Below are 22,431 nucleotides of genomic sequence, written 5' to 3'. Positions count from 1 at the left end.
CGCGGCGTCGCGCCCGGGTGGTGGGCGGGCTACTCGCCGACCTGGCCGTCCGACAGTTCCCGTACGACGTCGAGGTGGCCCAGGTGCCGCGCGTACTCCTGGAGAAGGTGGAACAGGATCCAGATCAGCGACGGCGTCTCCCCGGCGTCCCCGAAACGCCCGCCCGGAGCCGCGAAGCCGTCGAGCGGCGCCTCCGCGACGATCCGGCGGGACCGCTCGCAGGTGCGCAGGAACGCGGCTTTGAGGTCGTCGAGCGTCTCCTCCGCGCCGACGTGCCAGCGGTCGTCCGGGCCCCGGTCGCCCCACGGCTCGGGGACCTCCTCGGCCGCGAAACCCCACTGCAGCCACCTGATCTCGACGTAGGTGAGGTGCTTGAACAGCTCCAGCGGCGTCCACCCGGACGGGAGCGGGCCGTCACGCAGCGCCGCCTCGGACATGCCGTCCAGCTTGCGCAGCAGCGCGTCGCGGTAGAAGTCGAGGTACCCGGCGAGCAGCTCGCGCGGATCGGTCAGCGTACCGGGCGGTTCGGGCGGGGGCTCCACGGGCGTCACCATGATCCCGACCCTAGCCGCACGTCCCGGCCGGATCGGGATCCCGGTGGGGAGACGGCGTCAGAAGGCGGTGTTGGCCAGCCAGTGGTCCAGGACGGCGCGCTCGCCGGTGATCACGGCGCCGGCGTCCTCGGGGGACAAGCGGCGCGTGAGCATCAGCAGCAGGTCCCGGGCGGGCGCGCAGGCCGAGACCGCCGCCTCGCCGTCGGAGCGCTCGCACCTCGGCCCGTCCGGCTCGCGCGTGAGGAGCCAGCCCGGCCCCTCCACGTCGTCCGCGCGCAGGTACAGGGTCTCGCCGCGCCCCCGCAGGGCGGCGAGACCAGGCTTGATCTTCACGGCGTGGGGCGAGGTCATCAGCTCCAGGCCCTCGCTGATCGCGTCCGCCGCCAGGTCGGGCGCGATGGCGAACGGGACGCCCACCGCGAGCGCGGCGTCCGCGTGGTGGACGGACGTGTCGTGCAGCATCCGCCGCAGCCAGAACGCCGCCGGGAGCGGGCCGATGGGGCCGCGCACCACGGTCTCGGGCCCCCTCTTCTCGACGGCGGCGGCGAGGTCGTCGGCGCCCCCGCGCAGCCAGCCGGGCCAGTCCCCGACCGGGCCGGGGTCGGCGTGGGCCGGGTCCGGGGTGGGGGCCGCCTCGCCCGTCAGCACGAGTCCCGCGGCCCAGCGGTGGGCCTGCCCGACGTGCCCGACCAGGTCCCGCAGCCGCCACTCCGGGCAGGTCGGGACGGGGGCGGCCGGGTCCCGTCCCGCGACGGCGGCCGCCATCGCGGCGGTGTGCTCGCGGAGCCCCTCGGCCAGGCGTGGGATGTCCGGTGTGCTCATGTCCGTGTCCTCTCTCGCGGGTGCCCCCGTAACGTAGGAGCTCCACCCGGGTGGAGGTTCAAGTGACTGTGACGCACGCCACAACCGCCACGGCACTCGGGATCGGCGACCTGGCCGCGCTGACCGGTGTGCCCGTCCGGACGATCCGCTTCTACTGTGACGAGGGCATCCTCGAACCGGAGCGCAGCGCGGGCGGGCACCGCCGTTTCGGCGCTCCGGCGGTGGAGCGGCTGAGGCTCGTCCGGCGGCTGCGCGGGCTGGGCCTCGGCCTGCCCGCCATCGCCGCGGTCCTGCGCGGCGAGCGCTCGGTCGGCGAGGCCGCGGCGGCGGAGCGGGCCGCTCTCGACGTGGAGCTGGCCACGCTGGCCTGGCGGCGCGCGGCGCTCCGCGCGGTCGAGGACGCGGGCCCGGCCGAGCGGGCGGCGCGGCTGGAGCTGCTCGCCGCGGTCGAGGACGGGCCCGCGGCGCGCGACGTCCTCGCGGCCTTCTGGCGGCGGCTGGTGCTCGCTCCGGTGCCGCCGGAGATCGAGTTCTCGTTCGTGGACATGAGCGTCCCGCCGCCGCCCGCCGACCCGACGCCCGGCCAGGTGCTCGCCTACGCCGAGATGGTCGTGCTGGTCGGGGACGAGTCGCTGGTGCGGAGGCTGATGGCGCGGGGGCGGGTGAACGCCGAGCGGGTCCGCGACGAGCGGACGCTGCTGAACGGGATGAGCGAGGCGATCCGGCTGGCGCTGCCGAGCGTGGCCGCGGGGGAGGAGCCGGGACCCGGCCCCGCGCTGGACCTGTACGTCGGCGCGCACGCCTCCGGCCGCGACGAGCGGGACACCCCGGAGTTCCGGCGGACGCTGCTGGCCGGTGCCGTGGTCGACGGGGACCCCCGGATGCGCCGGTACTGGGACCTGTTCGGCGCGGTCACGGGGGAGACGGTCACGGGCGGCACGGCGCACATCTGGCTGGTCGACTCCCTCGCCCGGACGGTCGGCTGAGCCCTCCCGCCCCCCGGAATACCCGGGGCCCCGGCGCCGTTCCGGTACAATAGTTGAAAGTTCTACTACTTGGAGGACGGCATGCAGTTCGGGATCTTCTCGGTCGGCGACGTCACCCCGGACCCGACGACCGGCCGTACCCCCTCCGAGGCCGAGCGCATCAGGGCGATGGTCACCATCGCCGAGCACGCCGAGCGGGCGGGCCTGGACGTGTTCGCCACCGGCGAGCACCACAACCCGCCGTTCGTCCCGTCCTCGCCGACGACGATGCTCGGCTACATCGCCGCGCGCACCGAGCGGCTGATCCTGTCCACCGCGACCACGCTGATCACCACCAACGACCCGGTGAAGATCGCCGAGGACTTCGCGATGCTCCAGCACCTGGCGGGCGGCCGGGTGGACCTGATGATGGGCCGCGGCAACACCGGCCCCGTCTACCCGTGGTTCGGCAAGGACATCCGCGACGGCATCCCGCTCGCCATCGAGAACTACCACCTGCTGCACCGGCTCTGGCGCGAGGAGGCCGTCGACTGGGAGGGCGAGCACCGCACGCCGCTCCAGTCGTTCACCTCGACGCCGCGCCCGCTGGACGGCGTGCCGCCGTTCGTCTGGCACGGCTCCATCCGCAGCCCCGAGATCGCGGAACAGGCCGCCTACTACGGCGACGGCTTCTTCGCCAACCACATCTTCTGGCCCAAGGAGCACTTCCAGCGTCTCATCGGGCTGTACCGGCGCCGCTACGAGCACTACGGGCACGGCGCGGCCGACCAGGCGATCGTCGGGCTCGGCGGGCAGGTGTTCATGCGCCGGAACTCGCAGGACGCCGTCCGGGAGTTCCGGCCATACTTCGACAACGCCCCGGTGTACGGGCACGGGCCGTCGCTGGAGGAGTTCACCGCCGAGACGCCCCTCACGGTCGGCAGCCCTCAGCAGGTGATCGAGAAGACGCTGACGTTCCGGGACCACTTCGGCGACTACCAGCGCCAGCTGTTCCTGATGGACCACGCGGGGCTGCCGCTGAAGACCGTCCTGGAGCAGATCGACCTGCTGGGGGAGGAGGTCGTCCCGGTCTTGCGCGAGGAGTTCGCGTCGCTGCGCCCGGCGCACGTCCCGGCGACCGCACCCACGCACGCCTCCCGCGTGACCGCGGGGGCCGTCCGATGAGCGGGCTGGTCGTCGTCTCCGCCGGGCTGGGACAGCCCTCGTCCACGCGCCTTCTCACCGACCGGCTCGCCGCGGCGGCGTCCGATGCCCTGCGCCCGGGCACCGCCGTCGAGACGGTCGAGCTGCGCGACCACGCCCACGCGATGGTGGACGCGGCGCTCACCGGATTCGCGTCCGGCGCGCTCCGGGCCGCCCTGGACGCCGTGGCGGACGCCGACGGGCTCATCGCGGTGACGCCCGTCTTCAACGCCTCCTACAGCGGCCTGTTCAAGACGTTCTTCGACGTCGTCGAACCCGGTGCGCTGGAGGGGACGCCGGTGCTGCTCGGCGCGACGGGCGGCACCGCGCGGCACTCCCTGGCCATCGACTACGCGATGCGGCCGCTGTTCGCCTACCTGCGCGCCACCGCGGTCCCGACCGCCGTGTACGCGGCGTCCGAGGACTGGGGCGGCGCGGGAGGCGGCCTCGCCGAGCGCGTCGCCCGCGCCGGGGCGGAGCTGGCGGCCCTCGTCGAGGCCCGTCCCGCCGCGGCGGCGCAGGACCCCTACGACGACCCCGTCCCCTTCGAGGAGCTCCTCGCCGGCGGCGGCCGGTGACGTTTCCTAACGCGTGACTTATATAAGCTGAGGCTGTATCTTGTCGGGTGTGCACGCCTTCGATGTGCTGGGCGACCCGGTACGGCGCCGGATCCTGGAGCTGCTCGCGGACGGCGAGCGGGCCTCCGGTGAGGTGTCGGCCGTCGTCCAGGAGGAGTTCGGCATCTCGCAGCCCGCCGTGTCGCAGCACCTCCGGGTGCTGCGCGACACCGGCTTCGCCGTCGTGCGGGCGGAGGGCACCCGCCGCCTCTACGCGGTGAACGCCGCGCCGCTGCGGGAGGCCGACGCCTGGCTCGACCGCTTCCGGCGGTACTGGACCCCGCACCTGGACGCCCTGGCGACCGAGATCGCCCGGGGCGGGCGTGCCCGACGACCACCGGGGAGCAAGCCATGATCGACGTGACCGAGCAGATCAACTCCGTCGCCCGCCGGGTCGGCGACCGCGTGCTGGAGGCCGGGACCGCCCGCACCGTCACCATCGGCCGGACCTACGACACCGGCGCCGACGACCTCTGGGACGCCTGCACCAACGCCGAGCGCATCCCGCGCTGGTTCCTGCCCGTCTCCGGCGACCTGCGCCCCGGCGGCCGGTTCCAGATCGAGGGCAACGCCGGAGGGACGATCGAGCGCTGCGACCCGCCCAAGGGGTTCTCCGCCACCTGGGAGTTCGCCGGCCAGACCAGCTGGATCGAGGTGCGGCTGATCCCCGAGGGCGACGGGCGGACCCGCTTCGAGCTGGAGCACATCGCCCACGCCGACGACCACTGGGACACCTTCGGCCCCGGCGCCGTGGGCGTCGGCTGGGACATGGCCGTCCTCGGGCTGACGCTGCACCTCGCCTCCGGCGGCGACCCCGGGATCGGCCCCGACTGGCCGGCCACCGACGAGGGCAAGGAGTTCTCGCGGCTGAGCGGCGCCGCCTGGGGGGCCGCCCACGCGGCCGCCGACGGCGACGAGGCCCTCGCCCGCGCCTGCGCGCAGCGCACCATCGCCGCCTACACCGGGGAGGACGCGGACACCGCCTGACGCCCAGGCGCCGCCCTCGTCGCCGGTGGCCCCGGGCGTGTCCCTGACCTGGAGGCTCTGACCAGGCAGAATGACGCGGGTGGACGTTCGGGTGGGCGTCCGGGTCGAGGGCGTCGTGCAAGGGGTCGGGTTCCGGCCGTTCGTGCACGGCCTCGCGACCGGCCTCGGGCTGTCCGGGCTGGTCGGCAACGACGCGGGCGGCGTGTTCATCGAGGTCGAGGGCGCCCCCGACGAGGTCGGGCGGTTCCTGGACGGGCTGCGCGCGCGCCCGCCGCGGCTGGCCGTCGTCGAGCGGGTGACGACACGCGAGCTGGCGGCGGACGGCCGGGCCGGATTCGCCATCGTCGGCAGCGACGCGGCGGGCGAGCGGCGCGCGCTGGTGTCGGCCGACTCCGCGACGTGCGGGGACTGCCTGCGCGAGATGCGCGACCCGGGGGACCGGCGGTACGGGTACCCGTTCATCAACTGCACCGCCTGCGGGCCCCGCTTCACGATCGTGACGGGCGTCCCCTACGACCGGCCGAACACGACCATGGCCGGGTTCGCCATGTGCGGCGCGTGCGCCGCCGAGTACGCGGACCCCGCGGACCGCCGGTTCCACGCCCAGCCGGTGTGCTGCCCGTCCTGCGGCCCCGCCCTCGCGCTGCACCCCCCGGCGGACGATCCGCTGGCGGCGGCGCGGGCCCTGCTCGCGGACGGAGGCGTCCTCGCGGTCAAGGGCCTCGGCGGCTACCACCTCGCGGCGCGGGCGGCGGACGGGCCCGCGGTCGCGGCGCTGCGGTCGCGCAAGCGCCGCGCGGACAAGCCGTTCGCCGTGATGGTCCCGGACGCGGCGGCGGCGCGGGAGCTGTGCGTCCTCGACGAGGCCGAGCGCGCGCTGCTGTGCGGGGCGCGGCGCCCCATCGTCCTGCTGGGCCGCCGCCCGGACGCCGCGCTCGCCGACGCGGTCGCGCCGGGCGGCCGCTCGGTCGGGCTGATGCTCCCCTACACGCCGCTGCACCACCTCCTCGTCACCGAGCCCACCGTGATGACCAGCGGGAACGTCGCGGACGAGCCCATCGCCCACCGCGACGAGGACGCCCTGGACCGGCTCGGCGGCATCGCCGACGCGTTCCTCACCCACGACCGCCCGATCCACGTCCGCACCGACGACTCGGTGGTCCGGTCGTTCCGCGGGCGCCCCCTCGCGGTCCGGCGATCGCGCGGCTACGCGCCCGAGCCGCTGCCCATCGGGCGGGGCGCGCCCGTGCTGGCGTGCGGCGCGGAGCTGAAGAACACCTTCTGCCTGACCCGCGAAGGGCGGGCGTTCCTGTCCCACCACATCGGCGACCTGGAGAACCACGAGACGCTCCAGGCGTTCGAGGACGGGATCGGCCACTTCCGGCGGCTGTTCGGGATCGTCCCCGAGCTCGTCGCGCACGACCCGCATCCGGAGTACCTGTCGACCAAGTACGCGCTGGAGCTGGACCTCCCGGCGGTCGCCGTCCAGCACCACCACGCGCACATCGCGTCCTGCCTCGCCGACAACGGGGCGGACGGCCCGGTGATCGGGGTGGCGTTCGACGGCACCGGCCTCGGCGCGGACGGCACGCTGTGGGGCGGCGAGTTCCTCGTCGCGGACCTGCGCGGCTACCGGCGCGCCGGGCACCTCGCGCCGGTGCCGCTGCCGGGCGGCGCGGCGGCGGTCCGCGAGCCGTGGCGGATGGCCGCGGCGTACGGCGTCCCGGACGACCTGCCCGTGGCCCGCCGCCCCGGATGGGACGCCGTCACCGCCCTGGCCGCCGCCGGGCCGCCCCTCGCGCCGGCCACCTCCAGCATGGGACGGCTGTTCGACGCGGTCGCCGCCGTCCTGGGCGTCCGGGACAGCGTCACCTACGAGGGGCAGGCCGCGATCGAGCTGGAGCAGCGGGCCGATCCCGGCGAGCGGGCCGCCTACCCCGCCGCCGTGACCGCGGGGGACGTCTTCACGGTCGCCGGGTCCGACCTGGTCGCCGCGGTGGTGGACGACCACCGCGCGGGCACGGGCGTCCCGGTGATCGCCGCGCGTTTCCACAACGGGGTGGCGGCGCTGACGGTCGGGGCGGCGCGCCGCGTCCGTGACGCCACGGGGCTCGGGACGGTCGCGCTGTCCGGCGGGGTGTTCCAGAACATGCTCCTCCTGGAACGCGCGGTGACCGGCCTCTCCGAGGCGGGCTTCGAGGTGCTGACGCACCATCGCGTCCCGCCCAACGACGGCGGCATCAGCCTGGGGCAGGCCGCCGTCGCGACGGCCCGGAGCGGCGCCGTCGCGGACGCGGCTCAGCCGTCCTCCAGGTCGCCCTCCACTTCGAGGTAGAGGCGCTTGAGGGCCTCCAGGGTCTCCGGCTCGGGGTGCTCCCACATGCCCCGGTCGGCGGCCTCCAGCAGGCGCTCGGCGATGCCGTGCAGCGCCCACGGGTTGGACTCGTCGAAGAACGCGCGGTTCTCCTCGTCCAGGGCGTAGGTGTTGGCGAGCTGCTCGTACATCCAGTCGGCGACGACCCCGGCGGTCGCGTCGTAGCCGAACAGGTAGTCGACGGTCGCGGCCAGCTCGAACGCGCCCTTGTACCCGTGCCTGCGCATCGCGGCCAGCCAGCGCGGGTTGACGACCCGGGCGCGGAACACGCGTGAGGTCTCCTCGTCCAGCGTGCGGGTGCGGACGGCGTCCGGGCGGGTGCTGTCGCCGATGTAGGCCCGCGGGGCCCGCCCGGTCAGCGCCCGGACCGTCGCGATCATGCCGCCGTGGTACTGGAAGTAGTCGTCGGAGTCGGCGATGTCGTGCTCGCGGGTGTCGGTGTTCTTGGCCGCGACGCTGATCCGCCGGTAGGCGCTCTCCATGTCGCCGCGCGCCGGGACGCCGTCCAGGCCGCGGCCGTAGGCGTAGCCGCCCCACACCGCGTACACCTCGGCGAGGTCGGAGTCGTCGCGCCAGTTGCGGCTGTCGATCAGCGGGAGGATCCCGGCCCCGTACGCGCCCGGCCGCGACCCGAAGACCCGCAGGGTCGCGCGCCGCTCGTCGCCGTGCGCTTCACGGTCGGCGCGGACGTGGGCGCGGACGTGGTTGTCCTCGTCGGGCTCGTCCTGGGCCGCCGCGAGCCGCACGGCGTCGTCCAGCATGGCCACCGCGTGCGGGAACGCGTCGCGGAAGAAGCCGCTGATGCGGATGGTGACGTCGATGCGGGGACGGCCGAGCTCCTCCAGCGGGACGGGCTCCAGCCCGGTCACGCGCCGGGACGCCTCGTCCCAGACCGGGCGGACGCCGAGCAGGGCGAGGACCTCGGCGATGTCGTCGCCGGAGGTCCGCATGGCGCTGGTGCCCCACACCGACAGGCCCACCGAGCGCGGCCACTCGCCGGTGTCCTCGCGGTAGCGGGCCAGCAGCGAGTCGGCCATCGCGCGGCCCGTCTCGTACGCCAGCCGGCTCGGGACCGCCTTCGGGTCCACGGAGTAGAAGTTGCGCCCGGTCGGCAGGACGTTGACGAGCCCGCGCAGCGGCGAGCCGCTCGGACCGGCCGGGACGTATCCGCCGTCCAGCGCGTGCAGCACGTTGCCGATCTCGTCGGACGTCCTCGCGAGCCGGGGGACGATCTCGGTCGCGGCGAACCGCAGGATCTCCGCGACCCGCCCGCCCGCGCCGTCACCGGCGATCTCCCCGGCGACCGCGCCGGCGGCGGACGGCTCCCAGCCCCGCTCCTCCATCGCCGCGACCAGCGCCCGCGCCCGCTCCTCGAACGCGTCGACCTCCCGCCGGTCGGTGCTCTGCTCGTCCAGGCCGAGGGCCTCGCGCAGGCCGGGCAGCGTCGTGGACCCGCCCCAGATCTGCCGGGCCCGCAGCATCGCCAGGACGAGGTCGATCCGCGGCCCGCCTTCCGGCGCGGCACCGAGCACGTGCAGCCCGTCGCGGATCTGGACGTCCTTGACCTCGCAGAGCCAGCCGTCGACGTGCAGGAGGAAGTCGTCGAACTCCGCGTCGTGCGGGCGGTCGTCCAGGCCGAGGTCGTGGTCGAGCCGCGCCGCCTGGATCAGCGTCCAGATCTGCGCGCGGATCGCCGGGAGCTTCGCCGGGTCGAGCGCCGCGATGGTGGCGTGCTCGTCCAGCAGCTGCTCCAGCCGGGCGATGTCGCCGTAGCTCTCGGCGCGCGCCATCGGCGGGATGAGGTGGTCGACCAGCGTCGCGTGGGCGCGCCGCTTGGCCTGCGTCCCCTCCCCGGGGTCGTTCACCAGGAACGGGTAGACCAGCGGCAGGTCGCCGATCGCGGCGTCGGGCCCGCACGACGCCGACATCCCGGCGGACTTGCCGGGCAGCCACTCCAGGTTCCCGTGCTTGCCGACGTGGACCACCGCGTGCGCGCCGAACTCGTCCGCGATCCACCGGTACGCGGCCAGGTAGTGGTGGCTGGGCGGCAGGTCGGGGTCGTGGTAGATGGCGACCGGGTTCTCCCCGAACCCGCGCGGCGGCTGGACGATCAGCACCACGTTCCCCGACCGCAGCGCGGCGAGGACGATCTCCGGTTCGCCCGAGTCGTCCACGAACAGCTCACCGGGCGGCGGGCCCCAGTGCCGCTCGACGTCGGCGCGCAGCTCTCCGGGGAGGGTGGCGTACCAGCGCTCGTAGGCCGCCGCCGGGATGCGGACGGGATTGCCGGCCAGCTGCTCCTCGGTCAGCCAGCCGGGGTCCTGCCCGCCCGCCGCGATCAGCGCGTGCATCAGCGCGTCGCCGTCGCCCGGCAGGCCGTCGCCGACGTCGTAGCCGCGCTCGCGCATCGCGGCGAGCAGCGCGACGACGCTGGCGGGCGTGTCCAGCCCGACCGCGTTGCCGATCCGCGCGTGCTTGGTCGGGTACGCCGACAGCATCAGCGCGACCCGCTTCGCGCCCGCGGGGACGTGCCGCAGCGCGCCGTGCCGCACCGCGATCCCGGCGACCCGGGCGGCGCGCTCGGGATCGGCGACATAGACGCTGAGCCCGTCCTCGTCGGTCTCCTTGAACGAGAAGGGGACGGTGATGATCCGCCCGTCGAACTCGGGCACGGCCACCTGCGTCGCGGTGTCCAGCGGCGACAGCCCGTCGTCGTTGTCCTCCCAGGCCGCGCGCCCGCCCGTGAGGCACAGCCCCTGGAGGATCGGCACGTCCAGGCCGGCCAGGGCCCCCACGTCCCACGCCTCGTCGTCGCCCCCGGCGCCGGCGAAAGCGGGCTTCGTCCCTCCGGCGGCGAGGACGGTGACGACGAGGGCGTCGGCGCGCCCGAGGGTCTCCAGCAGGGCGTCCTCGGCGGTCCGCAGCGAGGCACAGAACACCGGCAGCGCCCGCCCGCCCGCCGCCTCGATCGCCGCGCACAGCGCCTCGACGAACGCGGTGTTCCCGGCGAGGTGGTGGGCCCGGTAGTACAGCACCCCCACCAGGGGCCCGTCCTGGCCTCCGGCCTCGCGCTCCAGCACACCCCACGTGGGCGTGGCGGCCGGCGGGGCGAACCCGAAGCCCGTGAGCAGGACGGTGTCGGAGAGGAACCGGAACAGCTCGCCCAGGTTCCCGGGGCTGCCGTGCGCGAGGTAGGCGTGGGCCTCCGCGCAGACGCCCGCGGGCACGGTGGACAGCGCCATCAGCTCGGCGTCGGGGGACTGCTCCCCGCTCAGCACGACGACCGGCCGCGGCCCGGCGAGCAGCGCGTCCAGGCCCTCCTCCCAGGCCCGCCGCCCCCCGAGGAGCCGGACGACGACGAGGTCGGTGCCCTCGACGAGCGCCGGGAGGTCCTCCGCGCCGGTGCGCGCGGGGTTGGCGAGACGGAAGCCGGCGCCGCTGGCGCGCGCGCTGAGCAGATCGGTGTCCGACGTGGACAGCAGCAAGATCACGCGGATCGTGTCCTCACCCGGGGTCCTCGCCCCGAATCGCAGGCTGAAACGGCGGCGGCCCGGAGTCTCCTGGCTCCCGGATCGGCGCTCGCCCCGGCCTTCCCGCTCGCGCGGTGGCCGTACGCGGGGTCCGCTCCCCGGTGACAGTGGCGGGACCGCGCCGGATTCGCACCGGCTTCCTCCACAAGTCGCCGCCCACACCCTAACCGGTCGCCGCCCGCCGCTCCTGGCCGAGGCCGGACGGTACACGCGCGGGACCTGCCGCCGGGAGGACGGCCGAGTTCGCAAATCTCCCGAAACCGGTGTGGATGCCCGGCGGACCCGCCATGATCATCGGATGGAACCGGACATCGCGCGGGACGCGGGGACGGGGACGTGGCGGCTGCGGCGGTGGGCGGCGCCGATGGCGCTGGCCGTGCTGGTCGCCGTCTCCATCGGCGGCGTGCGGCTGGCGGTGGGCGGGCACGTCCCGTCCGCGCCGCCGCCGCACACCGAAAGCCGGGACCCGCGGTTCCTGGTCGGCGTGGGCCGGGCGGGCCCGCCCGGGCAGGAGGGCGGGCGGACGCCGTTCGTCGAGGTCCACGCGCTCCGGGCGGACGGGTACCGGCGCCCCGCCGACTCGGTGCCCGCGCCCCGGTCGGCGGGGGAGGCGCAGGAGGTCGTCGCGGGCCCCGGAGGCACCTTCGTCGTCGCGTCCTTTTCGAGGCCATGCGAGTCGCATCTGCACGGCTTCCGGCTGACCGGCGACGGGCACGTGACCGGCCTGGTCCCGCTGCGCGGCGGCACGGCGCCCGGCCTCGTGGCGGGCACGGCGGTCAGCCCCGACGGGCGCCGCGTCGCCTACGCCACGGCGCCCTGCGGGGGAGGGCCGCGCCTGGCGGGTGCGCCGCGCGCCGCCGTGACCGTCCTGGACACCGGCACGGGCCGGCGCCGCACCTGGACCGCCGCCGGGAACACGGTCGTCGGCCACATCGTCTGGGCCGCGGACGGCCGGACGCTCGGCTACACCACCAGCGACGTCGTCCCGGCGTCCCCCGGCGGGCTCCCCGGCGGGAAGGTGGCGAACGGCACCGTGCACGCCCTCGACACCGCCGCCCCAGGATCGGACCTCGGGGCGGGCCGCGTGCTGTTCCGCGCCCCCGCGGGCGCCGTGACGGTCACGACCGCCGTCATGGCCCCGGACGGGCGCACCGGCTACGGCGTCCTGCGCAGGGGCACGCCCGCGGCGACCGTCCTGTTCACCTTCGCCGAAGGACGGGGGATGCGGGTCACCCGGACCTACCCGCCCGACCCGAACAAGGTCCAGCTGTTCTCCTTCGTCTCGGACGACGAGCCCCGGCACGCCTGCCTGAGCGGGCCCGACGCCTTCGGCCGGGTGATCGAGGGCCGCTTCGACGCGGACTCCCCGGCCACTGGCCGCTGCACCACCGCCATGGGCGGCTGAACCCGGGGGCGCCGTAGGATCCGGTCATGCGGTCTGGGGTGGACGGATGTCCGGGTGCTCTGCGGGTGCATCCCGCCGCCGACGGGGGCCTCGCGCGCGTCCGGCTGCCCGGCGGCGCGCTGGACAGGCCCCGCCTCACGGCGCTGGCGGACGCCTCGCGGGAACTGGGCGACGGGTTCCTGGAGCTGACATCCCGCGCGAACGTGCAGGTGAGGGGGCTGGCGGACGGCGCGGAGCGCGAGCTGGGCGCCCGCCTGAGGGCCGCCGGTCTGCTGCCGTCCGACACGCACGAGCGGGTCCGCAACATCGTCGCCAGCGTCCTGAGCGGACGGGACGGCGGCGGGCTGCTGGACGTCCGTCCCCTCGTGGCCGAGCTGGACGCTGCGCTCCGCGCCGACCCCGGGCTCGCGGAGCTGCCGGGGCGGTTCCTGTTCGCGCTGGACGACGGGCGCGGCGACGTCATCGCGATGCGCGCGGACGTGGGCCTCTACGCGACGCGTCACGACCGCTTCGCCCTCGTCCTCGCCGGGGCCGACAGCGGCCTGCGGGCCGGCCCGGACGGCGCGGTCGCGCTCGCGCTCGACGCCGCCCGGACGTTCCTGCGCGTCCGGACGGGCGAGTGGCGTGTGGCGGAGCTTCCCGGCGCCCTCCCGCTGGCCGGCCCGCGCGAGGACCCGGTGCCCGTCCCTGCGGCGCCCCGGCGCACGCCGGCCGGCCGGATCGCGCAGCGCGACGGGCGGACGGCGTTCTCCGCGCTCGTCCCGCTCGGCCGCCTCGACCCCGCGCCGCTCCGGGACGCCGAAGAGATCATCATCACGCCGTGGAGGGGGGTCGTGATCCCGGACCTCACCGACGTGCCACACTTCCCTGGCCTGGTCACCACACCGGAGTGGGAGGGACTGACCTCCTGCGCGGGACGGCCGGGCTGCGCCAGGTCGCTGACCGACGTCCGCGCCGACGCCGCCCGGGCCAGGGGCCCGGCGGGCGGGTTGCCGGTGCACTGGTCGGGCTGCGAACGGCAGTGCGGCCGCCCGGCCGACCGGCACGTGGCGGTCGTGGCGACCCCCGGCGGCTACGAGGTGCGGCTCGACGGGACGGCGCGCCCGGGGGGCCTGACGGCGACGGCGGCGGCCGTCGCGACGACACGGAGGAGCGAGTGATCGACTACGTCCGCGACGGCGCGGAGATCTACCGGCGGTCGTTCGCGACCATCAGGGCGGAGGCGGACCTCGCGGGGCTCCCCGGGGACGTCGCCCGGGTCGCCGTCCGCATGATCCACGCGTGCGGGATGACCGACCTGGTGGAGGACCTGGAGTACACGCCCGGCGCCGTCGCCGCGGCGCGGGCGGCGCTGCTGGACGGGCGGCCCGTCCTGTGCGACGCGCGCATGGTCGCCGCCGGGGTGACGCGCGCGAGGCTGCCGAAGGACAACGACGTCGTCTGCACGCTCGGCGACCCGCGCGTGCCGGGGCTGGCGAGGGACCTCGGCACCACCCGCAGCGCCGCGGCCCTGGAACTGTGGCGGGACAGGCTCGCCGGGTCGGTGGTGGCCATCGGCAACGCGCCGACGGCCCTGTTCCGCCTGCTGGAGATGGTCGCCGGCGGGGCGGGCGTCCCGGCGGCGGTCATCGGCGTCCCGGTGGGCTTCATCGGCGCGGCCGAGTCCAAGCAGGCCCTCGCCGCGTCCGGGCTGCCCCACCTGGTCGTGCACGGGCGGCGGGGCGGCAGCGCCATGGCCGCCGCCGCGGTCAACGCCATCGCCAGCGAGGAAGAGTGATGACCGGACACCTGTACGGCGTGGGCCTCGGCCCCGGCGACCCCGAGCTGATCACGCTCAAGGCGGCCCGGCTCATCGCCGCCGCGGACGTGGTCGTCTACCACTCGGCGCGGCACGGGCGCAGCATCGCCCGGTCGATCGCCGAGGGCCACCTGCGGGACGGGCAGGTCGAGGAACCCCTGATCTACCCGGTGACGACGGAGGCGACCGGGGACTACCGGCGGGTCCTGGAGGAGTTCTACGACCGGTGCGCGGCACGCCTCGCCGGGCACCTCGACGCCGGGCGCGACGTGGTCGTGCTCTGCGAGGGCGACCCGTTCTTCTACGGCTCCTACATGCACCTCCACAAGCGCCTCGACGGCCGGTACCCGACGACGGTGGTGCCGGGCGTCACCTCGGTCAGCGGCGCGTGCGCCGACCTGGGCAGGCCGCTCGTCGAGCGCGACGAGGTGCTGACCGTCCTGCCGGGGACGCTGCCGCCGGACGAGCTGGCCCGCCGCCTCGCCGCGACCGACTCGGCCGCCGTCCTCAAGCTCGGCCGGACGTTCGGCGGCGTGCGGCGGGCCCTGGAGGAGGCGGGCCGCCTGGACGACGCCTGGTACGTCGAGCGCGCCACCACCGGCCGGAGGCGCGCCCTGCCGCTCGCCGACGTGGACCCCGCGACCGTCCCGTACTTCTCCGTCGCGGTCCTGCCCAGCCGGGTGCACGAGCGGACGCGCCGGAGCCTGCCGGAGCCCGCGGCGGCGGGCGGCCCCGGCGAGGTCGCGGTCGTCGGCCTCGGCCCCGCGGGCCGCGCGTGGCTCACCCCCGAGGCGCAGGACGCCCTGGCCGCCGCCGACGACCTGGTCGGCTACGCGCCCTACCTGGCGCGCGTCCCCGCCAACCCCCGGCAGGCCCGGCACGCCACCGACAACCGGGTGGAGTCCGAGCGGGCCGAGTTCGCGCTGGCGCTGGCCGAGCGCGGGCGGCGGGTCGCGGTGGTGTCCTCCGGCGACCCGGGCGTGTTCGCGATGGCCGCCGCCGTCCTGGAGGTGGCCGCCGAGGACCGCTGGAAGGACGTGCCGGTGCGCGTCCTGCCCGGCCTGACCGCCGCGAACGCCGTCGCGGCCCGGATCGGCGCGCCGCTCGGGCACGACTACTGCGTGCTGTCGCTGTCGGACCGGCTCAAGCCCTGGGACGTCGTCGAGGCGCGGCTGGCCGCCGCCGCGGCCGCCGACCTCGTCATCGCGATCTACAACCCCGCGTCCCGGACCCGCACCGCGCAGCTGGCCAAGGCGCGCGACGTGCTGCTCGCGCACCGCTCCCCGGACACCCCCGTCGTCATCGGCCGCGACGTCGGCGGCGCGGAGGAGAGCGTCCGCGTCGTCCGGCTGGAGGACCTCACCGCCGACGGCGTGGACATGCGCTGCCTGCTGCTGGTCGGCTCGTCCCGCACGCGCGCGGCCGAACGCGGCGACGGCGCGACCACGGTCTTCACCCCGCGCCGCTACCCGTGACGCGCCAGCCAGGCCACCGCCTCCGCGGCCGTCGCGGCGACGGGCACCCCCTCGGGGGCCGGGGGACGGTCGACCATCACGACCGGCAGCCGCAGCGTCCGCGCGGCGGTGAGCTTCGCCGACGTCATCGCGCCGCCGCTGTCCTTGGTGACCACCACGTCGACGGCATAGCCGCGCATCAGCGCCAGCTCCTCCTCCACGGTGAACGGGCCCCGCGCGAGGACGGTCCCCATGCGCGGCGGCAGCGGCGGCTCCGGCGGGTCCACCGACCGCACCAGGAACCAGCGGCGCGCGTCCCCCGCGAAGGCGGCGAGGTTCTTGCGGCCCGTCGTCAGGAAGACCCGTTCCCCGGGCAGGGCCGCGGCGGCGGCCTCCAGGGACGGGACGCGCCGCCAGTCGTCGCCCGGCCCCTCCCGCCAGCCCGGGCGGCGCAGGACCAGCAGCGGGACGCCCGCGCGCCCCGCCGCCACGACGGCCGAGGCGGTCATCAGCGCGGCGAACGGGTGCGTCGCGTCCACCACGGCGTCGATCCCCTCCTCGCGCAGCCAGGCGGCGAGGCCGTCCGGCCCGCCGAAGCCGCCGACCCGCACCCGCCCCGGCAGGGGAGCGGGGGCGGCGGTGCGCCCCGCCAGCGAGCTGATCACTTCGCGGGACGGGTCGGCGGCCAGCTCCTCCGCCAGCCGGCGGGCCTCACCGGTGCCGCCCAGCAGCAGTACACGCATGGTCACCCGGGCATGGTAGGGGTGTGAGCGGGCCGGGAGCGGGAGGGCTCCGCTACGGATGGACGACCGGCGCATGTGCGACGGCCGCGACCAAGGCCGCGCACACGGCGCTGCTCACCGGCGAGTTCCCCGACCCGGTGGAGATCACCCTGCCGAAGGGGCAGCGCCCCGCGTTCGCGCTGGCCGTGGAGGAGCTCGGCGACGGGTTCGCCACCGCCGGGATCGTCAAGGACGCCGGGGACGACCCGGACGTCACCCACGGCGCCCTCGTCCGCTCCACCGTCCGGCCCGGCGCGCCGGGGACCGGCGTCGTGTTCCGGGCGGGCCCCGGGGTCGGCACCGTGACCCGCCCGGGCCTGCCGCTGGAGGTGGGGGAGCCCGCGATCAACCCGGTGCCCCGGCGGATGATGCGGGACGTCCTCGGCGACGCCGACGTGATCGTGGAGATCTCCGTGGACGGCGGCGCCGAGCTGGCCCGCCGGACCTGGAACCCGCGCCTCGGCATCCTCGGCGGGCTGTCCATCCTCGGCACGACCGGCGTCGTCGTCCCGTACTCGTGCTCGGCGTGGATCGACAGCATCCGGCGCGGCATCGACGTCGCCCGGGCGGCCGGGCGCACCCACGTCGCGGGAGCGACGGGCAGCACGTCCGAGCGGGTCGCCGCCGAGCTGCACGGCCTGCCCGAGGACGCGCTGCTCGACATGGGCGACTTCGCCGGGGCCGTCCTGAAGTACCTGCGGCGGCACCCCGTGCCGCGGCTGACCATCGCCGGCGGCATCGGCAAGCTCGCCAAGCTCGCCGCCGGGCACCTGGACCTGCACTCCAAGCGCTCCCAGGTCGACTTCGCGCTGCTCGCCTCGATGGTGGAGGACCCCGAGACGGCCGCCCGCGTCCGCGCCGCCAACACCGCGCTGGACGCCCTCCAGATCTGCGGGCGCGCGGGCGTCCCGCTCGGGGACCTGGTGGCCGCCCGCGCCCGCGACACCGCCCTCGGCGTCCTGCTCGGCGCCCCGGTGGCGGTCGACGTCGTGGTCATCGACCGCGCGGGCACCATCGTCGGCCGAGCGGGGTAGACGGCGGTCCCGGCCCTGGACGCGGACCGGGACGGTGTCAGCGGGGGCGGTCGGCGGAGTACAGGTGGCTGTCGGCGAAGCCCTCGGCGGCGAGGGCCGCGCCGACGACGATGACGGCCGTCCGCTCGATCCCCGCCGCGCGGACCTGCGCGGCGATGCCGGCCAGCGTCCCCCGCACCACCACCTCGTCCGGGCGGGACGCGCGGGCGACGACCGCCACCGGGCAGTCCGTCCCGTAGTTCGGCGTCAGCTCCTCCACCACCGCCTCGATCCGCTGCACGGCGAGGTGGAGCACCATCGTGGCGCGGCTCCGCCCCAGCGTGGTGAGGTCCTCGCCCGGCGGCATCGGCGTGGCGCGCGCGGCCGTCCGGGTGAGGACGACGGTCTGCGCCACCTCCGGGACGGTCAGCTCCCGCCCGAGCGCGGCGGCGGCCGCGGCGAACGCCGGGACGCCGGGGGTCACGTCGTAGGGGACGCCCCGCGCGTCGAGGCGGCGCATCTGCTCGGCCATCGCGCTGAACACCGACGGGTCCCCGGAGTGCAGCCGCGCCACGTCCTGCCCCCGGGCGTGCGCGCCCGCCAGCTCGTCGACGATGTCGTCCAGCACCATCGCCGCCGTGTCGACCACGCGCGCGCCCGGCGGGCACCACTCCAGCACCTCGCGCGGGACGAGGCTGCCCGCGTAGAGGCAGACCGGCGACGCGGCGATCAGGTCGCGGCCGCGCACCGTCATCAGGTCGGCGGCGCCGGGCCCGGCGCCGATGAAGTGCACCGTCACTCCTCCCGCACCGCCGTCCACTGCGTCACCGGCATCATCGGCCTCCATCCCGTGAACCCGCCGACGGGCGCGGCCCGGCTGATCGCGATCCTGGTCAGCTCCCCGCCGAGCCGCCCGCGCGCCTCCGCGACGACCTGCTCCGACTCCACGGTGACGGCGTTGACCACCAGCCGCCCGCCCGGCCGCAGCGCGTCCCAGCACGCGTCCAGCAGGCCGGGCGCGGTGGCGCCGCCGCCGACGAACACCGCGTCCGGCGGGGGGAGCCCGCCGAGCGCGGCGGGCGCCGCGCCGGTCACCACCCGCAGCCCGGGCACGCCATGGGACGCGGCGTTCGCCTCGATCCGCGCCGCGCGGCCCGGGTCCCGCTCGACGGCGACGGCGCGGCACGACCGGTGCGCCCGCATCCACTCGACGGCGACGCTGCCCGCGCCCGCCCCCACGTCCCACAGCAGCTCGCCCGGGACGGGGCCGAGCCGCGCCAGGGTGATCGCCCGGACCTCCCGCTTGGTGAGCTGCCCGTCGTGGTCGTACGCCGCGTCCGGCAGTCCCGGCACGAGCGAGACGCCCTCGCCCCGGCAGCGGACGGCAACGATGTTGAGGGCGTCGACGCCGTCGCGGAGCGGCCCGACCCGCTCGTCGGGCGCGCCGAGCCGTTCCAGGACGGTCAGCCCGCTGCCGCCGTAGCCGCGTTCCTCCAGCAGGGCCGCGACCCGCGCGGGCGTCCCGGCGCCCGCGCTGAGCACCAGCACCCGGCGGCCCGGTGCCAGCACCGCGTTCAGCGCGGCCAGCGGCCTGCCCACCGCGCTGACGACCTCGGTGTCCTCGACGGGCCAGCCGAGCCGCGCGCAGGCCAGGGACACCGACGAGGGATGCGGCAGCACCCGCACCCGGCCCAGGAGCCCGACCAGCGTGGACCCGACGCCGTAGAACAGGGGGTCGCCGCTCGCCGCCACCGCGATCCGCCGTCCCCGGTGCGCCTCGAACAGCCCCGGCAGGGCGGGCAGCATCGGCGACGGCCACGGGACGCGCTCGGCGGCCAGGCCGTCCGGCAGCAGCCCGAGCTGCCGCGCGCCGCCCATCACCACCTCGGCGTCGCGGAACGCCTCCCTGGCTGGGGCGGCGAGGCCGTCCCAGCCGTCCGCGCCGATGCCGACGACGGTGACCTCCGGCGCGGTGTCCTCCGGCACGGTGACCTCCGGCACGGGGGCCTCAGACATTGCCGAGGACCCGGGTGACCGCGATCTCGATGACGACCCGCCGCGGGTTCTCCCGCGGCGGCCTGTACCGCTCGGCGTAGCGGCGCTCGGCGTCGGCGACGGACTCCGCGTCCGTCCTCAGCACGGCGCGGCCCTCGATCGTCGCCCAGCGGCGCCCGTCGACCTGGCCGACCGCGACGGGCAGCCCGGCGGCACCCGCGCGCTCCACGTGCCGCGCCTTCGCCGACGTGCCCGAGGTGATCACCCGGACGAGCCCGGCGGCGGCGTCCAGCGTGGCGCCCACCGGCACCGCGTGCGGCGTCCCGTCCGGGCGGACGGTGACCAGCGTGCACAGATGCCGCTCCCGCCAGAAGGCCAGCAGCCGCTCGTCGTCCAGGTCCAGCCGGTGTCGCGTCGTCCCCTGCATGGCCAGCAGGATTTCAGAACCGCCCCGGCGCGCGTCCACCCGGGGCGGCGGGCGTCCCCGGCGACCGTCCCTAGGGGGTGCCGGACGGGGTGGGGCAGGGCGCCTGCGGAGCCGGTTTCGCCTTCTTGCGGGCCGGGGCGGCGGCCTTCGGGCCGGTCCTGCGGAGGTTGTGGCGCTTCATGACGGACTGGAGGTCGGGACGGCCGCCCGTCCCGTCGGCGTCGGCGAGCGTCGGGCACGCCCACGCGTCCTGGCGGCCCCACGAGTAGCTGATGTCGAACGCGGGATCCGGCACGACACGGTCCCAGCGGTTCAGGATCGACTGGAGCTGCGCGCCGTCCGGCAGCCGCCAGTTCCGCTCGCCGTCGTTGCAGGACTGCCCGAACGTCTGCACGACGGGGACGATCATCCGGCGCGGGTATCCGGCGCGGGCCGCCTGGCCGACCATCGTGTCGATGGTCCCGAGGTCGCAGCCGGCGGAGCCCGCGCGGCAGGGATAGGGGTCGAGGCCGATGAGGTCCAGGTGGGTGTCGGACGGCCCGAGCGACCCCATCGGCCAGTCGGTGAGCGACGCGAACGCCTTCTGGCCCGGCGCGAACTTGTGCACGATGTCGGCGCGTTCCCGGATCTTCGCGGCGATCCCGGGACATTCGGCGGGGTTCGGCTCGTCCGAGAGGTACCAGCCATAGACGCGCTTGTCCCGGGCGAACCGCCTGACCGTGCCGGCGAACGCGGAGGTGTCGGCGATCTGGAAGCCGCCGCAGGTGGTGTTGCCGACCCACAGCAGGGCCCGGCCGCCCTCTGGCAGGCCGGCGAGGTCGCCCTCGTCGGGGTCGGCGTCGAACAGGTCGTAGCCGAGCCGCGCGGCCTTCGCGCGGTCACCGGCGGGCATGTTCAGCGCGAGGTGCAGGGTGCCGCCCGCGCGGGCCGGGCGGGCGAGCGCGGCCGGGCGGGCGGCGGCGTCCCCCGGCGAGGGGGCGATCAGGTATCCGGTGAGGGCGCCGCCCAGTGCGGCGACGGCGGCCACGGCGGCGAGACGCGTCTTCATTCGCTCTCCCGGCATCGCTGGTGCGGACGTGCCCAGCGTCGCACGGGCGGAGCGTGATCGCGGCGATACGCCGGACAACGGCCGCTTCGGGACGGATCCTGCGGGCCGGGCGCGACCTCAGACGCGCCAGGAGCGGACGAGCTCGTCCAGCGCCGACTGGTCGAAGAGGATGCCCTGCGAGATCAGCTCCTGCGCCACCAGGTCGCCGTCGCCGTGGTGCTTGGCCAGCAGCCGGTACACCGCGTAGGGGAACCAGTGGTTGTCGCTGATCCGCTGGATCTCGGCCTCGTCGCAGGTGTAGCCCTCGGCGCGGACCTCCGCGAGGGTGGCCGCGACGTCGCCGTGCCGCCGTTCCAGGATGTCGATGACCAGGCCGCGCAGGTTCTCGCTGTTCTGCGCGGGCGTCGGGTCGTCATGGACGGTGCCGTAGCCGCTGTGCCCGTTGAGGCTGCCGCGGGAGGCGGCGCTCACGACGGCCAGCTCGGGCTCGGGCTCGGGCACGGGGACCGGCTCGGGCGCCGGTGCGGGGGCGGAGGCCGGGGCGGCCTGCTGCTGCGCCTTCGCGGCGGCGGGCGCGGGCTCGGGCGCGGCCTGCGCGGGCACCTCGGCCGGGGCCTCCTCGGCGGCGCCGTCCTCGGCGGTGCCGGAGGCGGCCGCGCCGGCCGCGCTGCCCGACTCGATCGCCTTCCCGGAGTGGCCGGGCACCTGGATCTGCGGGAAGGGGCCGGTGTTGCGCAGCGGCATCAGCGTGATCTGCTGCAACGTGACGGGCCCGGCGATGGCGCGGTGCTGGGGATCGGGCTGCTTCGGCGCCTCGTCCTTGTCCTCGTCCTGGCGCGACACGTACCGGTGCAGCGTCCTCAGCAGGACGAACAGGCCGAGCATCGACACGATCGGCGGGACCGCGGCCGTCGCCTGGTAGGAGAACGTCCGGTGCCCGACGTGCCCGACGTTGAAGATCAGGCTCGCCGTCCAGCCCGCGAGGGCGATGCTCAGCGGGAGGAAGAAGTCGAGCCAGCTCAGCAGCTGGCGGCGGTGCAGCACGAAGGCGTCCACCGCCAGCAGGAACAGGCCGAGCTCGCCCACGATGATGAACAGGTCCACCAGCAGGGGGAACGAGTCGGCCTTCCAGCCCCGCAGCCCGTGTTCGAGGGCCCAGTGGTAGAGACCTGCGTACGACTGGGCGAAGCCGCCCACGGTGGCGGTCATCACCGCGGCGGCCATGAACGCGATGGCCCCCCACCGTGTGATGGCCTGTGCCCGGTTGGCAGCGCTCATGCGGGGTGTGCTCCAGATTTCCCAACGCGTACAAGAGTGATCGCTGGGAGACTATCGATTCCTTTGCGGTTTCGTGGGGGAATCGCGTCACGTCTCGGTCGCGGTCCGCGTCGGGGCCCGGGCATGAGCCGTCCCCACCAGGCCCAGCGGTGGCCTGGCGGGGACGGGGTTCCGCAGAG

20 protein-coding genes and 1 riboswitch are annotated in these 22,431 nt (G+C 76.0%); of the genes, 11 read left to right on the top strand and 9 right to left on the bottom strand.

The genetic code is table 11. The features are described 5' to 3' along the window. Window positions 1-29: 29 nt before the first annotated feature. Together AGRA3207_RS04810 and AGRA3207_RS04805 are read right to left on the bottom strand one after the other, a co-directional pair. On the bottom strand, window positions 30-554 hold the full coding sequence (locus AGRA3207_RS04810) for a DinB family protein (protein ID WP_231333337.1): 525 nt from the start codon (window positions 552-554) through the stop codon (window positions 30-32). 57 nt (window positions 555-611) lie between these two features. Continuing rightward, the gene (locus tag AGRA3207_RS04805; protein ID WP_231333336.1) at window positions 612-1,376 is read right to left on the bottom strand and encodes a maleylpyruvate isomerase family mycothiol-dependent enzyme; all 765 of its coding nucleotides are present in this window, start codon (window positions 1,374-1,376) and stop codon (window positions 612-614) included. Between the two features lie 68 nt (window positions 1,377-1,444). Between AGRA3207_RS04805 and AGRA3207_RS04800 the strand changes: the two genes are divergently transcribed. From AGRA3207_RS04800 to hypF, 6 genes are all read left to right on the top strand, one after another. Continuing rightward, a complete protein-coding gene (locus AGRA3207_RS04800) occupies window positions 1,445-2,362 on the top strand; it encodes a MerR family transcriptional regulator (protein ID WP_231333335.1) in 918 nt (305 codons plus the stop codon). 81 nt (window positions 2,363-2,443) lie between these two features. Further along, entirely contained in the window at window positions 2,444-3,526 is a 1,083-nt protein-coding gene (locus AGRA3207_RS04795) for an LLM class flavin-dependent oxidoreductase (protein ID WP_231333334.1), read from the top strand. Continuing rightward, a complete protein-coding gene (locus AGRA3207_RS04790; protein WP_231333333.1) occupies window positions 3,523-4,122 on the top strand; it encodes a CE1759 family FMN reductase in 600 nt (199 codons plus the stop codon). The genes AGRA3207_RS04795 and AGRA3207_RS04790 overlap by 4 nt, the downstream gene beginning before the upstream one ends. Before the next feature lie 49 nt (window positions 4,123-4,171). Beyond that, window positions 4,172-4,516 (top strand): ArsR/SmtB family transcription factor, encoded by a 345-nt coding sequence (locus tag AGRA3207_RS04785; protein WP_231333332.1) that lies wholly within the window; start codon window positions 4,172-4,174, stop codon window positions 4,514-4,516. Then, the gene (locus AGRA3207_RS04780; RefSeq protein WP_231333331.1) at window positions 4,513-5,148 is read left to right on the top strand and encodes an SRPBCC family protein; all 636 of its coding nucleotides are present in this window, start codon (window positions 4,513-4,515) and stop codon (window positions 5,146-5,148) included. The genes AGRA3207_RS04785 and AGRA3207_RS04780 overlap by 4 nt, the downstream gene beginning before the upstream one ends. A 70-nt stretch (window positions 5,149-5,218) precedes the next feature. Further along, window positions 5,219-7,483, top strand: a complete 2,265-nt coding sequence (hypF, locus tag AGRA3207_RS04775; RefSeq protein ID WP_420830868.1) for a carbamoyltransferase HypF — start codon at window positions 5,219-5,221, stop codon at window positions 7,481-7,483. On the opposite strand, the gene cobN is transcribed toward hypF, so the two are convergent. Beyond that, window positions 7,447-11,013 (bottom strand): cobaltochelatase subunit CobN, encoded by a 3,567-nt coding sequence (cobN, locus tag AGRA3207_RS04770; RefSeq protein WP_231333329.1) that lies wholly within the window; start codon window positions 11,011-11,013, stop codon window positions 7,447-7,449. The genes hypF and cobN overlap by 37 nt on opposite strands. Window positions 11,014-11,076: 63 nt before the next feature. Further along, a riboswitch (cobalamin riboswitch) is annotated at window positions 11,077-11,194 on the bottom strand. 156 nt (window positions 11,195-11,350) lie between these two features. Here cobN and AGRA3207_RS04765 point away from each other — a divergent pair. From AGRA3207_RS04765 to AGRA3207_RS04750, 4 genes are read left to right on the top strand one after another with little or no spacing between them, the layout of a single operon-like run. Beyond that, window positions 11,351-12,457 (top strand): hypothetical protein, encoded by a 1,107-nt coding sequence (locus AGRA3207_RS04765; RefSeq protein WP_231333328.1) that lies wholly within the window; start codon window positions 11,351-11,353, stop codon window positions 12,455-12,457. Window positions 12,458-12,483: 26 nt separating this feature from the next. Further along, window positions 12,484-13,617 (top strand): nitrite/sulfite reductase, encoded by a 1,134-nt coding sequence (locus AGRA3207_RS04760; RefSeq protein WP_231333327.1) that lies wholly within the window; start codon window positions 12,484-12,486, stop codon window positions 13,615-13,617. After that, on the top strand, window positions 13,614-14,234 hold the full coding sequence (locus AGRA3207_RS04755) for a precorrin-8X methylmutase (RefSeq protein ID WP_231333326.1): 621 nt from the start codon (window positions 13,614-13,616) through the stop codon (window positions 14,232-14,234). Before AGRA3207_RS04760 ends, AGRA3207_RS04755 begins: the two co-directional genes overlap by 4 nt. Then, the gene (locus AGRA3207_RS04750; RefSeq protein ID WP_231333325.1) at window positions 14,234-15,730 is read left to right on the top strand and encodes a precorrin-2 C(20)-methyltransferase; all 1,497 of its coding nucleotides are present in this window, start codon (window positions 14,234-14,236) and stop codon (window positions 15,728-15,730) included. The genes AGRA3207_RS04755 and AGRA3207_RS04750 overlap by 1 nt, the downstream gene beginning before the upstream one ends. Here AGRA3207_RS04750 and AGRA3207_RS04745 read toward each other — a convergent pair. Then, window positions 15,721-16,452: a cobalt-precorrin-6A reductase gene (locus AGRA3207_RS04745; RefSeq protein ID WP_231336233.1), complete on the bottom strand. Its 732-nt coding sequence runs from the start codon at window positions 16,450-16,452 to the stop codon at window positions 15,721-15,723. The genes AGRA3207_RS04750 and AGRA3207_RS04745 overlap by 10 nt on opposite strands. Window positions 16,453-16,475: 23 nt before the next feature. Between AGRA3207_RS04745 and AGRA3207_RS04740 the strand changes: the two genes are divergently transcribed. Continuing rightward, complete coding sequence (locus tag AGRA3207_RS04740; RefSeq protein WP_231333324.1) at window positions 16,476-17,525, top strand: cobalt-precorrin-5B (C(1))-methyltransferase; 1,050 nt, start codon at window positions 16,476-16,478, stop codon at window positions 17,523-17,525. Window positions 17,526-17,562: 37 nt separating this feature from the next. On the opposite strand, the gene cobM is transcribed toward AGRA3207_RS04740, so the two are convergent. From cobM to AGRA3207_RS04715, 5 genes are all read right to left on the bottom strand, one after another. Further along, window positions 17,563-18,303, bottom strand: a complete 741-nt coding sequence (gene cobM, locus AGRA3207_RS04735; RefSeq protein WP_231333323.1) for a precorrin-4 C(11)-methyltransferase — start codon at window positions 18,301-18,303, stop codon at window positions 17,563-17,565. Next, window positions 18,300-19,520: a precorrin-6y C5,15-methyltransferase (decarboxylating) subunit CbiE gene (cbiE, locus tag AGRA3207_RS04730; protein WP_231333322.1), complete on the bottom strand. Its 1,221-nt coding sequence runs from the start codon at window positions 19,518-19,520 to the stop codon at window positions 18,300-18,302. The genes cobM and cbiE overlap by 4 nt, the downstream gene beginning before the upstream one ends. Further along, window positions 19,513-19,926: a pyridoxamine 5'-phosphate oxidase family protein gene (locus AGRA3207_RS04725; RefSeq protein ID WP_231333321.1), complete on the bottom strand. Its 414-nt coding sequence runs from the start codon at window positions 19,924-19,926 to the stop codon at window positions 19,513-19,515. Before AGRA3207_RS04725 ends, cbiE begins: the two co-directional genes overlap by 8 nt. A 70-nt stretch (window positions 19,927-19,996) precedes the next feature. Continuing rightward, a complete protein-coding gene (locus AGRA3207_RS04720; RefSeq protein WP_231333320.1) occupies window positions 19,997-20,974 on the bottom strand; it encodes a hypothetical protein in 978 nt (325 codons plus the stop codon). A gap of 117 nt (window positions 20,975-21,091) precedes the next feature. Further along, window positions 21,092-22,252, bottom strand: coding sequence for a DUF2637 domain-containing protein (locus AGRA3207_RS04715; protein ID WP_231333319.1), 1,161 nt, complete (start codon window positions 22,250-22,252; stop codon window positions 21,092-21,094). Window positions 22,253-22,431: the final 179 nt, after the last annotated feature.

The sequence above is a fragment of the Actinomadura graeca genome, from assembly GCF_019175365.1.
Taxonomy (GTDB): Bacteria; Actinomycetota; Actinomycetes; order Streptosporangiales; family Streptosporangiaceae; genus Spirillospora; species Spirillospora graeca.
This window is presented reverse-complemented; position numbering and strand designations above follow the sequence as displayed.